Origin of the sequence: Fodinibius saliphilus (genome assembly GCF_005869845.1) — a bacterium.
GTDB classification, from domain to species: Bacteria; Bacteroidota; Rhodothermia; order Balneolales; family Balneolaceae; genus Fodinibius; species Fodinibius saliphilus.
The window spans coordinates 229372-242694 of the sequence record NZ_VAWF01000003.1; the positions used below are offsets into that span (position 1 = coordinate 229372).

The 13323-nt window shown below is 43.3% G+C and carries 12 protein-coding genes and 1 tRNA gene; 6 read left to right on the top strand and 7 right to left on the bottom strand.

From position 1 onward, the window contains the following. Positions 1 to 68 precede the first annotated feature (68 nt). Positions 69 to 638 carry a hypothetical protein gene (locus FCN14_RS11620; RefSeq protein ID WP_138431450.1) on the top strand — a complete coding sequence of 190 codons (570 nt, stop codon included), beginning with the start codon at positions 69 to 71 and terminating at the stop codon, positions 636 to 638. A gap of 253 nt (positions 639 to 891) precedes the next feature. Here FCN14_RS11620 and FCN14_RS11625 read toward each other — a convergent pair whose 3' ends face one another. Continuing rightward, positions 892 to 1557 carry a hypothetical protein gene (locus tag FCN14_RS11625; protein WP_138431451.1) on the bottom strand — a complete coding sequence of 222 codons (666 nt, stop codon included), beginning with the start codon at positions 1555 to 1557 and terminating at the stop codon, positions 892 to 894. A gap of 601 nt (positions 1558 to 2158) precedes the next feature. On the opposite strand from FCN14_RS11625, the gene FCN14_RS11630 reads away from it, so the two are divergent. Further along, positions 2159 to 2617, top strand: coding sequence for a transposase (locus FCN14_RS11630; protein ID WP_212747633.1), 459 nt, complete (start codon positions 2159 to 2161; stop codon positions 2615 to 2617). A 277-nt stretch (positions 2618 to 2894) separates the two neighbouring features. Here FCN14_RS11630 and FCN14_RS11635 read toward each other — a convergent pair whose 3' ends face one another. Continuing rightward, the gene (locus tag FCN14_RS11635) at positions 2895 to 3314 is read right to left on the bottom strand and encodes an EVE domain-containing protein (protein ID WP_138431453.1); all 420 of its coding nucleotides are present in this window, start codon (positions 3312 to 3314) and stop codon (positions 2895 to 2897) included. Between the two features lie 9 nt (positions 3315 to 3323). Next, on the bottom strand, positions 3324 to 3647 hold the full coding sequence (locus FCN14_RS11640) for an antibiotic biosynthesis monooxygenase family protein (RefSeq protein WP_138431454.1): 324 nt from the start codon (positions 3645 to 3647) through the stop codon (positions 3324 to 3326). A gap of 80 nt (positions 3648 to 3727) precedes the next feature. Here FCN14_RS11640 and FCN14_RS11645 point away from each other — a divergent pair, with 80 nt between their 5' ends. Then, positions 3728 to 4150 carry a MarR family winged helix-turn-helix transcriptional regulator gene (locus FCN14_RS11645; protein ID WP_138431455.1) on the top strand — a complete coding sequence of 141 codons (423 nt, stop codon included), beginning with the start codon at positions 3728 to 3730 and terminating at the stop codon, positions 4148 to 4150. Positions 4151 to 4217: 67 nt separating this feature from the next. Here the strand turns inward: FCN14_RS11645 and FCN14_RS11650 are convergent, their stop codons facing one another. The 3 genes from FCN14_RS11650 to FCN14_RS11665 form a co-directional block, all read right to left on the bottom strand. Continuing rightward, positions 4218 to 6380 carry a S41 family peptidase gene (locus FCN14_RS11650; protein ID WP_138431456.1) on the bottom strand — a complete coding sequence of 721 codons (2163 nt, stop codon included), beginning with the start codon at positions 6378 to 6380 and terminating at the stop codon, positions 4218 to 4220. A 574-nt stretch (positions 6381 to 6954) separates the two neighbouring features. After that, positions 6955 to 7038, bottom strand: a tRNA-Leu gene (locus FCN14_RS11660). Positions 7039 to 7244: 206 nt separating this feature from the next. After that, a complete protein-coding gene (locus FCN14_RS11665) occupies positions 7245 to 7460 on the bottom strand; it encodes a cold-shock protein (RefSeq protein WP_138431458.1) in 216 nt (71 codons plus the stop codon). 341 nt (positions 7461 to 7801) lie between these two features. Between FCN14_RS11665 and FCN14_RS11670 the strand changes: the two genes are divergently transcribed. Then, a complete protein-coding gene (locus FCN14_RS11670; protein ID WP_138431459.1) occupies positions 7802 to 9280 on the top strand; it encodes an SLC13 family permease in 1479 nt (492 codons plus the stop codon). Position 9281: 1 nt separating this feature from the next. Here FCN14_RS11670 and FCN14_RS11675 read toward each other — a convergent pair whose 3' ends face one another. Beyond that, a complete protein-coding gene (locus tag FCN14_RS11675; protein ID WP_138431460.1) occupies positions 9282 to 10481 on the bottom strand; it encodes a putative sugar nucleotidyl transferase in 1200 nt (399 codons plus the stop codon). 136 nt (positions 10482 to 10617) lie between these two features. Between FCN14_RS11675 and glmS the strand changes: the two genes are divergently transcribed. Both glmS and FCN14_RS11685 read left to right on the top strand, forming a co-directional pair. Next, positions 10618 to 12456, top strand: a complete 1839-nt coding sequence (gene glmS, locus FCN14_RS11680; protein ID WP_138431461.1) for a glutamine--fructose-6-phosphate transaminase (isomerizing) — start codon at positions 10618 to 10620, stop codon at positions 12454 to 12456. Positions 12457 to 12692: 236 nt separating this feature from the next. Continuing rightward, positions 12693 to 13268, top strand: a complete 576-nt coding sequence (locus FCN14_RS11685) for a helix-turn-helix domain-containing protein (protein WP_138431462.1) — start codon at positions 12693 to 12695, stop codon at positions 13266 to 13268. Positions 13269 to 13323 lie beyond the last annotated feature (55 nt).

Genomic DNA, 13323 nt, shown 5'->3' on the forward strand with positions numbered 1-13323 from the left:
GGAGTGTTTGAATCACTTTGCCTCCTATCAATTATAAATCTATACAAACAAAAAAATAAGAGGGAAATATGTATTCATATAAGAAGGTCTATCTTTTCATCATACCTTTAATGACAATTCTACTCTTGGGATGTGACTCATCTGTAACTTCAGAACAGGTATCACAGCCGGGAGACAGCATCGACCATGTTCCGACAGCACTTCATTCGGTTAACAATTCCGGTTTACAACGGACATTAGCAGAGGTGCGAAGAGCAACGGCACCTTATAATAATGTGGACCATGCCACGGCTGATGGGTATATTCCCACAGACCATTGGGTACCTCAAATGGGATATCACCATGTAAACCCAACGCTGATTGACGGTACTATAAATTATCTGGAGCCCGAAGTGTTGGTGTATCAGCGTAATCCAGCTGAACCAGATAACCGTCGGCTAGGTGCTGTTGAATATTTGATTCCTGTAAGTGCGGTATCCAGCCAGAGTGATTTGGATGATGCTTTTCCAGGAGTCGATGGAGATTACTGGCACATGCTTAGCTTACCAACAGGCACATTCTGGGCGCTCCATGCCTGGATTTGGTATCCTAATCCAGACGGAGTATTCCATGGAGAAAATGCAAGGGTTGGATTGTAAACTGGTAAATAAACTATCGTAAAACGTTTGAGGGCCGCGGGATTTGCTATCTCGCGGCCTTTTTATTGTTCTGAGAAGCCTAACGACATTGCACTTAATGGGCGTAATGGGATTTGTGATGCATCACACATTCCAAACGTTTATACCAAAAAGCAAAAGGACGCAACTCTGTTGAGTTGCGTCCAAATTCCAAATAAAACTTCATGTCGGAGTCGGAAGGTTATAGCAACTTATTATACTGCTAAATATTTAGTTAATAACCCGCAACATTAACTTTATCTTTGCACTTCAATGTTGTTGGGTCAACACCATCCCATACACATCTACTATGTGCATTAGCTCTTACTGATTTTCCATCACTAGTTAGTTCAAATTTTCCAGAGCTCGATATGCCAAATGAATTTGCATTTTTGTTATCTGGATTTAAGAAGACAAGAAGATCATTATCCGTGGATGTGAAATTGGCAATACCGGTAGCAAGCGGTTCACCTGCTAATACATCAGCACAACTACTGGGAGCTGGATTCCACAAACTGGCTAACACATCTTTGCCTTTAATATTTCGTATTATGCGATTTAGATCTTCAGCGGGTTGAACTTCCATAAAATTAACGGCACTAAAGCTGGGTATGCCTTGACAAATATCGACCACATTAGCTCCAACAAAATATGCGTAATCATTCTTGGGATCTGTTATCAAGAAAGTAGCTGTTCCCTCAAACCTGATTACCCTTGGACCTGAAGCAGTAGGTGGTCCTTGATGAGAACTAGCCTCAATTAAGTTGCTCGCTGATTTTGAATTTGAATCTTTTGAATCTGAGATTTGAGAATCTATAACAGAATCACACCCTACCAATATAAATGCAAGTATCAGAATAGAAGTTGATAAGAATTGAATCAAGAATTTTGAATCTTTCATAAGAGACCTCTTTTATAAGTTTATAATTGAGGGCTAATATCTGCTGTAGAGGATAATTTTCTGCCATTACTAAAATTAGTGTAATGCTTTGAACCTTATTTAGCTGTAGGGCATCTTCTAAATTTAGCTGTAAGGTATCTTCTTAACACGTTGTAAAAAAACTTCTTGATCGCCCTCTTATGGTGGTTGGATAACAAAGAAAAGAGGTCGCTCAGTTGCTGTCTCAGTCTCGATATTTTAAGGGGAGATACTCTCCGAAAACTTATATGCTGCCCGCAGGAATAGTTTTACTAGGCAAAACTTGGCATTAGTTAACAATAAGTGCTGGTATTCTAAAACGTAGATTTATCAGCACATTTAAACAGGTAGGGTAGTCTAATAAATGCGCGGGATCTTTCCAAAAAGGAGGTCCTCACTTAGATTAGAAAGTATCAATCCTAACTAATCCAAGGAGGACCCCATGACCTATGTAGGAATAGATCTTCACGCAAATAATATGGTAAATGTCGCGATTAACAGCAATAGTGAAGTAATTCGAGAGGCAAAGCTGCCGACGTCCCGGTAATCGCTGGAAGATTTCTTTGGCACCTTTGACGGCCCTGTGAAAGCCGTGGTCGAGTGCACCAGCAACTGGTACTGGCTTAGTGACTGGTGCCGGGCCAACGGAATCGATCTCACCTTGGCCGAAATCGGGGATATTACCCGTTTTCCCAGTGCCAAACAGTTTGTCAGTTATTGTTGTCTGGTACCGGGTAGTAAAAACAGTGGAGGGAAGAGCAGACATAAATCAGGAAACAAGGATGGCAACAAGTACCTGCGAGCAGCTTTCGGGCAGGCCGCCGTCTCGGCCTATACCCATTACAAGGTTGTGAAGAAATTCTACCAAAAGATTAAGCGCCGAAGCGGTCGCCCGGTAGCGCGAGCTGTGGTTGGAAAAGAGCTGGCCAAAGGCGTCTGGCATATGCTGACGAAGAACCAAGAATATAACGGATGTAAGGGGCAGCCAGTAAGGGCTGCTTCCCAAACCTGCTGGCCCCAACCGATAAACCCGAACGCCTAAGAGGGACACCGAGCCCGTGCGCGGGATTGGGACATCGGTTGGCTGGCCGGCCGGAGATCTGGGATAGTAGCTCCCACAGAGCTGCAGCTTCTGCCCATTGGCGGAGGATAAGCCCGAAAAGGGGGTTGGCTGCCGGCAGGTAATCCGAGCGTGATCAACGAACCCGGTCGCCAGCGATAGGTTTGAATAGGATTTACAAATTGAAGCGAAAAGAAGAATGCTGGGTGAGGGCTATCTGCTTGACATTTCCCTTTTTAAAGGGGTTAGCTGACCAGACTCAATGTTTGGTCAGCATGTTACTTTTGATGAGTTCAAAATCATATTTGTTTATTTCTAAAAACCCGTTCATTAACTTATATCCCCATTTATCAATATTATCCACGAAATGTAACTTCTTAAGAAGTGGATGTATTTTAACTTCCTCACAATGCAGAAATTTCACCTTCCTGCGATAAGGTTTAAAATTAGCGTTTATCGTTTGTTGAGATACTTTTCCCTTCTCAACGAAACCAATAGCAGTAAACTTTTGATAAGCGGTATTTGATCTAAGTTTTTCTTTTGACGAGTAAAATAGAATTCCGTCGCCGGCACTCATTTTTGCCAATGGCCACTTCTTACCATGACAAGCTTGGCAGTAACTTCCTTCTTTTGCGGCTTGCATATGGTCTTTGGAAGCGACTATGATCCAATATTTCATCGTGATTAATTAAATTGATATCGAATCAACTACTCCCGTTTGAATTGGTTCGAAACTGTTCACGAGTTTTTCTGCTTCTTTCATATGGGGAATGGCAGCAGAATTCGACAACATCTGTTCAAAATGTTCTTTGCTTTTCCATTGAGCATAATTGATTACTCTTTTCCCATCTAAACTTTGATGAATGTTTGCTGAGATAAATCCGGGCAGAGTACTCATTGCTTCTTCAGTAGCTTCAGCAAGTAGATTAACAAGTTCTTGCTGGTTGGTAGGTTCGACATGAAAAACATTAATTAATGTGAAGATATCATCATGTTGGTTAATTGTGGTCATAGAGATTGAATAAATTTTAGGTTATATTATCAGTGCACTGACAATATAATATCAGCATACTGATAAATCAATACGTAATTATGGTTGACCAAAGGTTAGGATATGTGATTAAGCGCACTCAACAAGTGTTACGCTCGCGCATGGATGAAAAATTAGATACTGTTGGAGTAACAACACCCCAATATGCCGCATTAAGTATTTTAGAAGAAGATCAGGGACTTTCGAATGCTGAATTAGCCCGTCGCTGCTTTTTAACGCCACAAACAATGCACAAAATTATAGGTGGGTTGGAGGCAAAGGGATTGGTTGAAAGAAAATCAGATCCTTCTCACGGAAGGAAAATTAATACGCTTTTAACTTCAGAAGGAAAAGATTTACTCAAAAAGGCACACAAGATAGTGCAAAATATCGAATGCAAAATGACGAGTGATTTAACGGAACAAGAGATTGAACAAACAAGAAAAAATTTAGCAAGATGTGTTGAATTACTCAATGACAGCTAACGGCGAGGCGTGTCCCATTAATATGCTGATTAAATGAGCATATTCATTCCTTTTCAGTTTATAAAATTTATTCTGCGATAATTTCCCCATTAGGTGCAACCTCTAGCCCAATGTATTCGCGAACAAAATTGGCTCCCCGTACGGGACTTAGCTTAACGATTCGGTGTGCTGCATCCATCATCTTACCTTCTTGCCCGAGAATTTTGTATAACTGTGCCAGCTCAGCCGTCGAATACCATGACATGGGAGCCAGTTTATCAGCAAGCTTAGCATAAGGCAATGCACGTTGGGCTTTTTCTTCTTTGGTCAGATCATCGGGCCAAACCGGCAGGGGATTCTCTTCGACAAGACCAATAAGCGGATGTTCAATAAAGTCACCACCAAGCTTCATTCCGGAAGAAATAGCACTTTTAAGCCGCTTTTCTGCCTCATCCAGTTTTCCAGCTCGTATAAGTTCAGCGGGTAGTTTAAAATCTCCTTCTTCAGGATGCATAGCGTAGGTGGTGTCTTTCCAGATAAGATCTAGATGTGTGTTACCCAACCGACGATCTATGTATACATCTGTAATATCGGTAGCCAGCTGGTGGGTCGACAGTGGATATAATTCCGTATCTATAAATGCTTGCTTGGCTCCATCATCGACTTGCAGGTGTAGCTGACCGGAAGCGTTGGTAATGGTCGCTCGGTGTACCGGAGAGATACGATAGGTGCCCGTGAACTTTTCTCTTTCCTCAGCATCTAGCTCTATGGTATAGCGGGGGGGCGGCTGATGTTCTTTAACCGCCGTCATAGTTAAATCCTGGTTGTTAAAATGTTGATCCGAGGTCATAGGCACCCTGATATCGGGCTCCAGGTAGGTTCTGGGCGTATCGGGCATGCCCTCTTGATGCATTGTATGTGACAGCAGTACCACAATTTTGGAATTTGGCAGTTGCGCCGGTACCGTTTCGCCCCAGATATTGGGATTAAAAGAACTGTTTTCTCCGGCAAAAATGGTTTTGGTTCGGCGCTCCATCTGCATGGCAAAAATACCTCCGGCCGATGTAGTTTCGGGACTAATAAGCGTATAGAGCTTACCTCGCTGGTTGAACTTGGGATGATCGGCGAACTGTCGGATCAGGGGCTCCGCATCCGATGAGTTGCCGCCCCCATTGGTGCGGAGATCGATGATCATTTTGTTGATCGGGTTGCTATCGGCGATGTGCCCAAGGCTGTCGGCAAGGTGGTTGAGTGTCCAGTCTTCGGATTCATGCACAATCAAATTTAAATCGAGATACAGGTTCTGGGTCGAATCGCGGTAACTCAGACTGTAATTCGGTTCCCTATTACTTTGGGGCTCGGAGCCCGGCGACCATTGCAGGTTTTCAGGCACCAACGGACGTGACGGTGGCATGGTAGCAAAAGCTACATATTCAGCGGTATTGGGCATAAGCGTTTTTACCTGTATCTCTTTTCTTTCTCCTTCAGGAGTTCGAATCTCGAGGGGTACGTTATTAATATCATCGATAAAATCCAGCGCCTTCAGGTGGTTGGCCCAGCGAAATTGAATTACATATTCCTCCACATCGCGCCACATGTCCCACCGGTTGTCGGAGCTCACATATTTAGATAATGCTTCGTACACCTCGTCAACAGGTATACCGTTGACTGATAATATTTCACTGTCGATCCAGTCGGTATTGATGGCTGCCATGATATAAACCCCATCAGCAAACCGGTAAGGAAATAATGGAACAGCCCGCCAACCTATGGCACTTTGGGCGGAACGTATACGAGTATGTCCCGTGCCGAGTGCTGGCAGATTAGCCAGTTGCATAAGTGAAAATATGCGCTGGTCGCGCGTCTGTTCTGGCACCAGTTGTTTAAGCGAATCCACCCGCCGGGTGAGTTCTTTTTCATTGATCGCAGCCTCATAGTACGGTATACGTTGACGAATCAAGGAAGCTAGGGTATCTAAATCTGCCCGCCATTCTTGCACTGACATTGATTTTGGTATCTCCTGCCTGAGCATGAGTCGTTCACTGCGGGGCGTAGCACGGCGGTAAAACTGTTCGGGTGGAAAAGGTAGAGTATCTGTCTTGGCTATATAGTAATTCTCAAAGCCAGTAATTTTAATTTTATCTAATGGACTTACAGGTTCAGCTAAAAATTGATGGCTATTAATACCTATACATATTGATAATAAGAATACCCAGTTGAGGAGCGTGTGCACTTTAAATGAAAAATACATAAAACTCACTTGAATTATAATTGTACATTTGTCAATAAAAGAAAGGGTATTCGTAAATCCAGTGGCAATGTTACGAAGAGAAATGACTGTTCATGTAACGACGTCTTGCATAAACTGCAGGCACAAGTGGCGAATTGAAATTATATACAAATGAAAGGGTAACTAATAAAAGGGAAGTCGGCAAGCATTGGGGAGGCCTGTCTACATAAATAAAGGAATTACATTTTAAATATGAATGGACTGTCTCAATTTTTATTTTGAGCCAACCCGCCGAAGTATGTAGTAACCATTTACAACATCAAGATTCCATTCATCAACGTAGTCTCCTGAACCGACAAATTGATAATGGTAATCGCCAAATTTCCATGAACTTTTTGTCCATTTTAACCCTGGGTCATGATGAAGTGTATCTGCGTACCGCTTTGTAGGCCAATAATTTCTAATGGGGTACAAGAACTACTCGGCCACCAAAATGTGAAAACAACCATGGGGTACACACATGTGCTGAAAAAGGGCAGGAAGGGTGAGCAGAGTCTGGCCAATACGATATAGTTGAAAGGAGATGTATTGAATGTACCCAAGAAAGGACTCGAACCTTCACGGGGAAACCCCCACATGCACCTGAAGCATGCGCGTCTACCAATTCCGCCACTTGGGCATTTTGAACGGTTTCAAATATAGGACATTTCGCAATGAATTTGAAACCTCTTGCTATACTTTTTTAGGACTCGTATTGAACCCGGCCCCGGCAAAGGGTGAGTTGTAAGGGGTGCGCTAAATATAGATGCTGCAAATCCCAAACATCCCCAAACAAAAAAAGCCCGCTAAAAAGCGGGCTTTTAAAATCGTCAAGAAAAAGAACGACTATTTGTAGTCCAAGCTTCGGACGTTAGTAGCGCTTAATCCTTTAGGAGTTTCTTCAACGTCAAATTCTACTGCTTCGTCGTCTTCAAGTCCTTGATTGTAATCTAAGTTTTCGACATTGTTTCTGTGAACGAAAACGTCTTTACCACCGTCGTCGGGTGCAATAAATCCAAATCCTTTCTGTGTGTCGAAAAATTTTATTTTGCCTTGTGCCATAATATATAACTGTGTATTAGTGTACACCTATCGAGTGGTATCAGATGAAAGGAGTTGAATTAACGCGTCGTTCCAAAAAATATACTAGTAGGTGGGTAATTAAATGTAACACGCCATAATACGACTATTCCAACAGAATACCTATTTCTATTTACATTTTTATATTAAGCTCTTGGAAAACGTGGTATTAGGTTGAACCTTTCCTTTGGGACGCCTATATATATTTCTCCCGTCTTGTGATGCATAAAGGGCTGTTTTTGTGGATGGGAAACATGTGGGAAATGGGGTTGAATAAACAATAATACGGCTGAAATAATTATGATTAAGAAAAAAAGAGACAGATGAAGCAGAATTCGTTCGTACTCAGTGGGCGCGTGGGCTTTGTTGCCGGGCCCCTGATTTTTGTATGTATCTTATTGCTGCCTGCGCCCGAAGGGCTTTCTGTTGCGGGCTGGCACACCGCCGGGGTGGCATTGTTGATGGCTACCTGGTGGCTTTTCGAAGCACTGCCTATTCCGGTAACGGCACTGCTGCCCATTGTGTTATTACCACTGCTCAATATCACAGGTATCGCCGAAGCAACCACGCCTTATGCCAATCCGCTTATTTTTTTATTCTTGGGAGGCTTTATTATTGCTGTTGCCATGGAGCGCTGGGAGCTGCACCGCCGAATTGCGCTGAATATCGTGGAGTTTGTGGGGAGCCGTCCCTCTTCTATTATTATGGGATTTATCCTGGCTTCAGCTTTTCTCAGTATGTGGGTCAGTAATACAGCTACGGCCCTGATGATGCTACCTATTGGACTCTCTATATTAAAGTTGGTTGAGAATCAAAAAGAGCATGCCGGGAAAATAAATTTTGAGATTGTCTTGGTGCTCAGTATTGCTTACGGTTGCAATATCGGGGGAATGGCTACAATCATCGGTACGCCGCCTAATGCGTTGCTGGCTGGATATATGAATGAGACCTACGGACTTAATATCGGTTTTGCCCAGTGGATGATGGTAGGGGTGCCATTGACTATTATTGCAGTTCCCATTCTTTACTGGATGTTAACTAAAGTTATATATCCCATAAAAATTGATCTGTTGCCCGGCGGCCGGGCCCTTATTGAAGAAGAACTGGAGCAGCTGGGACCTATAAGCAGTTCTGAAAAGAAGGTAGCGGCAGTGTTTATCTGTGCAGCAGTATTATGGATTAGTCGTCCGCTCTTGACAAATATTTTACCGGGGCTTTCGGATGCGGGTATTGCTATTGCAGCGGCCTTGTCCCTCTTTGTTATTCCTCATAATCTTTCAGAGGGGCAGTTTCTACTTTCTTGGTCTGATGCGGCGAAGCTGCCGTGGGGCGTGCTTATATTATTTGGAGGTGGATTAAGCCTAGCCGCAGCCATCAGCGAAACGGGGCTGGCAGGCTGGATAGGAAGTGGAGTTGGTATGTTAGGGGGCTGGTCGCTTTTGCTGCTGGTGAGCTTGGTTGTCGTCACTATCGTCTTTTTGACCGAGATTACCAGTAATACGGCTACAACAGCCGCTTTTTTGCCTATTGTTGCTTCGGTAGCCATTGGGTTGGGAGAAAATCCGCTGATACTTGCTGTTCCGGCGGCTTTGGGAGCCAGCTGTGCTTTTATGCTGCCCGTGGCAACCCCGCCCAATGCTATTGTGTATGGGAGTGATAAGATTACCATTCCCGAAATGTCCCGGGCCGGCTTATGGTTGAATCTCATTTTTATTGTGCTGCTGACCGCCGCAGCTTTTTCTTTAATTACCTTGGTATTTGGCATTGAAGCAGGTGTGCTGCCTGAGTGGGCAACCAATTAAATTAGGCCCTTCGGTTTTCGAAGATTGTTGTAATCATTTCCCGGTATTCATCGGTTAATGGTATATTACGGCGTATCATCATCGCTTTCATCGCCTCAAAGGCTTTATCCAGTTTGTAGGTTTGGATCACATTCGCCCCCACCCAGCTAAAAGAGGGGATGAGTTTAGGTGGAAAATCATCCGAAAAGATATTGCAGCTTACCCCGCAGATAGTTCCGGTATTGAGCTGGGTATTGATAGCTGTTTTACAGTGGTCGGCCATAATGGTACCGATAAACTGTTGTCCGGTTTCGATCTGCTCGCGATCACTCCAGTTGGTAATCTGGATATTACTGTAGTTATTTTTGAGATTTGAGGTATTCGTATCGGCACCAATATTACACCACTGCCCAATAAGGGAGTTGCCCATAAAACCATCGTGACCTTTATTTGAATAGGAATGGAAAATGGTGTTATTTATTTCGCCGCCCACCTTGCATACCGGTCCAACGGTAGTTCCTTCATAAATCCGGGCTCCCATTTTAACAGTGGCACCTTCACAAATAGCTACCGGCCCGCGAACATAAGAACCGGCCATGACCGTTGCATTTCTGCCGATGTAGATCGGTCCGTTTTCGGCAATTAGAATACAACCCGGCTCTATGGTAGCGCCTTCTTCAATAAAGATATCGTCTTTGTTTTGGAGTATCGCATTCTCAGAGACTGTAATATCGATATCTTCTTCTATGGGAAGTAAGGTAGTATCAAATGTTATCTGTTGTCCATTCAGTTGGAACATATCCCAAAGGTATGTAATAGAAAGGAAGTCGGAACCTTCGAGCACAAAAAGATTGCTGAAGTCAGTGGTATTGTTTTTGTGCCACTCAGCCGAGGTAGAACCATTTACACAGGCAGCAATAACGGTGTCTCCGTGTTTTAGGCATTGTCCTTCGTTTAAATCATTTAGTTGTTGAATCAGACTGCTACTGGGTAGGTACCGACTGTTAATCCATAAGCACTGTTCGGTAGCATTAATCGAGCCACGTGAAAAAAGAGTTTGTAGATGAGGCCGAAGCAGTCGAGCAGGTTCTGGAGCTTCTAATGCTAGAGCCCATTGTTGAGAAATAGTTTGTATGCCTACACGCAGGTCATCAACCGGGCGTGTTAGGATAAGCGGCTGCAGATTTTCAGAAATATGATCTTCAAAGAAGCATAACTGCATGTCTAGGTAAGTGACTAAAAGTTATGAGGAGTTAGTTTTAAAATATAATATAGAATGATAACTTTACCCATGGTCAAAAACTGACTCAGAGAGGCAGTATAACAAAAATAATTACGCAAATTACAGGATATCCCATATGTGTGGAATTGTAGGTTATGTCGGAGAAAATAAGGCAAGTGAGGTTATTGTTAAAGGACTCGAACGATTGGAATATCGAGGCTATGACTCTGCTGGCATTGCTTTATATAATGGAAGTCTGGAGATCAAAAAAGGAAAAGGCAAGGTTCAAAACCTGAAAGATAAACTGTCAGCGGACCCTACTGCCGGTTATATGGGAATTGGTCATACGCGCTGGGCAACCCATGGTGCACCGAACGATGTGAACTCGCACCCCCATGTAAGCGGATCCGGGAAAATTGCCTTGGTTCATAATGGGATTATTGAGAACTATAATTCGCTTAAAAAGGAGCTTGAAAACAAAGGTCGCAGCTTCCATACTGACACTGATACCGAAGTTATAGCTCAGCTTATTGAAGAGATCTACGAAAGTGAAGATGATATCACTTTTGAACAGGCTGTGCAGATGGCGCTCAAGCAGGTAGTGGGTACCTATGGTCTGGCGATTATCAATATTGAAAATCCCGAACAGATAATTGTGGCTCGAAAGGGCTCGCCTTTGCTTCTCGGGGTTGGAGATGGTGAGATGTTTATAGCCTCCGATGCTTCACCAATTGTGGAGCATACGAAGAAGGTGGTATATCTCGATGATGGTGAGATGGCTATTGTTACTAAAGATGATTACGAAGTGAAAACCATTGAAGATGTATCGCTTACAAAGAAGGTACACGAGCTGGCAATGAGCGTAGAAGAGATTGAGAAGGGCGGCTACCCGCACTTTATGCTCAAAGAGATTTTTGAACAACCTCGGGCAATCTCAGATTGTTTGCGCGGACGTATTGATGTAGAGAATAATTCTATTCAGTTGGGCGGGATTGCCGATGTGCTTGATAAACTTGTGGGTGCAAAAAGACTTATTATTGCCGCTTGTGGTACAAGCTGGCATGCCGGTCTTGTGGGCGAATATCTGTTTGAGCACCTGGCAAAGCTGTCGGTAGAGGTTGAATATGCTTCAGAATTCCGCTACCGTGAAGCCCTTATCGATGAAGATGATGTGATGTTGGTTGTATCGCAAAGTGGAGAAACCGCAGACACTCTGGCTGCGCTGCGCACGGCTAAAGAGCACGGAGCCTTAACACTGGGTGTCTGTAATGTGGTAGGATCTACGATAGCCCGTGATACGGATGCAGGAGTATACACCCATGCCGGTCCTGAAATTGGGGTCGCTTCTACTAAAGCTTTTACTACTCAGGTTTCTGTACTGGCGATGATGGCAATTATGCTGGGACAGAAAAGAGGAACGATTGATGATCAATATGCCGGGCGTCTGATTCAAGAGTTGGATCGTATTCCGGGTAAAGTAGAGAAGATTCTTGAGCAAAAAGAGTCGATAAAAGAGATTGCACGATTGTTTACCTATGCCCCCAATTTCTTGTACTTGGGAAGAACGTACAACTTTCCTGTAGCCCTCGAAGGCGCGCTTAAGCTGAAAGAAATTTCTTATAGTCATGCTGAGGGATATCCTGCAGCAGAAATGAAGCATGGGCCCATTGCACTTATTGATGAGATGATGCCGGTCGTAGTGGTTGCAGCAACCGATCATACCAATGAAAAGATGATTAGCAACATTGAAGAGGTAAAGGCTCGTGATGGACGTATTATCTCGATAACAGGGGAGGATAACAATGAGGTCATTGATCTTTCAGAATTCTACTGCTCAATACCTGAGACAGAAGATTGTCTGTCACCCTTGTTAACATCGATACCGTTGCAGTTGCTTTCCTATTATATAGCGGTTAATCGCGGTTGTAATGTAGATCAGCCCCGTAACCTGGCAAAAAGTGTAACAGTAGAGTAGTGTGGGGTGTTGGTAGCTGGCTTTGACTGTACTACGTTCTCTGTTTGTTTCTAAATGGAGTGCAGTGAATGAGAAGATAACTAAGGTCTCACCTGGTGAAGGGACCTTTTTTATTGAGATGAAAACTTGTACTTCTGAGAAGCAGCAAGCTATTTCAGAATGAACTTGTCATATTCAGCTCCTTTCAGGATCTTTATAGCTAAACGAAACTAGATTGTGCACCGTTAGATAAAACTATGGCTACTATAAATATCAAAAATATGGTGTGCGACCGTTGTATTACGGCAGTAGAAGAGCTCTTCGAAGAGCTGGGGTATGATGTTCGGGCTGTGGAGCTTGGCAAAGTAGATGTTGCTGAAACCCCGGGCGAAGAGCAGTTAGAAACAATAGCCACACAGCTTAGAGAGAAAGGCTTTGAGCTTATACAAGAGAAAAAAGATAAGCTGGTAGAGGAAATAAAAGCTAAACTCATAGCTTATTTGCAGATTCTTGAGAAAGAAGATGATCCGCCTAAACTTTCAGAATACCTTTCTGAGAGCATGCACCGTAATTATAGTTATTTGAGTAACCGGTTTTCAAGTGAAACGGACCTGACTATTGAACGTTACTTAATACAATTAAAAATTGAGCGGGTTAAGGAGTTAGTCAGCTATCAAGAGTTAACACTAAGTGAGATTGCCTGGAAGTTAAACTATAGTAGTGTGCAGTATCTATCTAAGCAGTTCAAAAATGTTACCGGCGAAACGGTAAGTGAATTTCGCACTCATTTGGATCGATCCGGACGCCAGTCGTTGGATGCTGTAAGATCATAGATCCAAAAATTTTACACACCTATGTTATTTGATTGTAACACCTAGAGGGTGGGAG

What these genes read in the sequence shown, in the direction of transcription:
- FCN14_RS11620 (WP_138431450.1), top strand. Translation starts at nt 69, where the DNA reads ATGTATTCATATAAGAAGGTCTATCTTTTCATCATACCTTTAATGACA.
- FCN14_RS11625 (WP_138431451.1), bottom strand. Translation starts at nt 1,557, where the DNA reads ATGAAAGATTCAAAATTCTTGATTCAATTCTTATCAACTTCTATTCTG.
- FCN14_RS11635 (WP_138431453.1), bottom strand. Translation starts at nt 3,314, where the DNA reads ATGAAATATTGGATCATAGTCGCTTCCAAAGACCATATGCAAGCCGCA.
- FCN14_RS11640 (WP_138431454.1), bottom strand. Translation starts at nt 3,647, where the DNA reads ATGACCACAATTAACCAACATGATGATATCTTCACATTAATTAATGTT.
- FCN14_RS11645 (WP_138431455.1), top strand. Translation starts at nt 3,728, where the DNA reads ATGGTTGACCAAAGGTTAGGATATGTGATTAAGCGCACTCAACAAGTG.
- FCN14_RS11650 (WP_138431456.1), bottom strand. Translation starts at nt 6,380, where the DNA reads ATGTATTTTTCATTTAAAGTGCACACGCTCCTCAACTGGGTATTCTTA.
- FCN14_RS11665 (WP_138431458.1), bottom strand. Translation starts at nt 7,460, where the DNA reads ATGGCACAAGGCAAAATAAAATTTTTCGACACACAGAAAGGATTTGGA.
- FCN14_RS11670 (WP_138431459.1), top strand. Translation starts at nt 7,802, where the DNA reads ATGAAGCAGAATTCGTTCGTACTCAGTGGGCGCGTGGGCTTTGTTGCC.
- FCN14_RS11675 (WP_138431460.1), bottom strand. Translation starts at nt 10,481, where the DNA reads ATGCAGTTATGCTTCTTTGAAGATCATATTTCTGAAAATCTGCAGCCG.
- glmS (WP_138431461.1), top strand. Translation starts at nt 10,618, where the DNA reads ATGTGTGGAATTGTAGGTTATGTCGGAGAAAATAAGGCAAGTGAGGTT.
- FCN14_RS11685 (WP_138431462.1), top strand. Translation starts at nt 12,693, where the DNA reads ATGGCTACTATAAATATCAAAAATATGGTGTGCGACCGTTGTATTACG.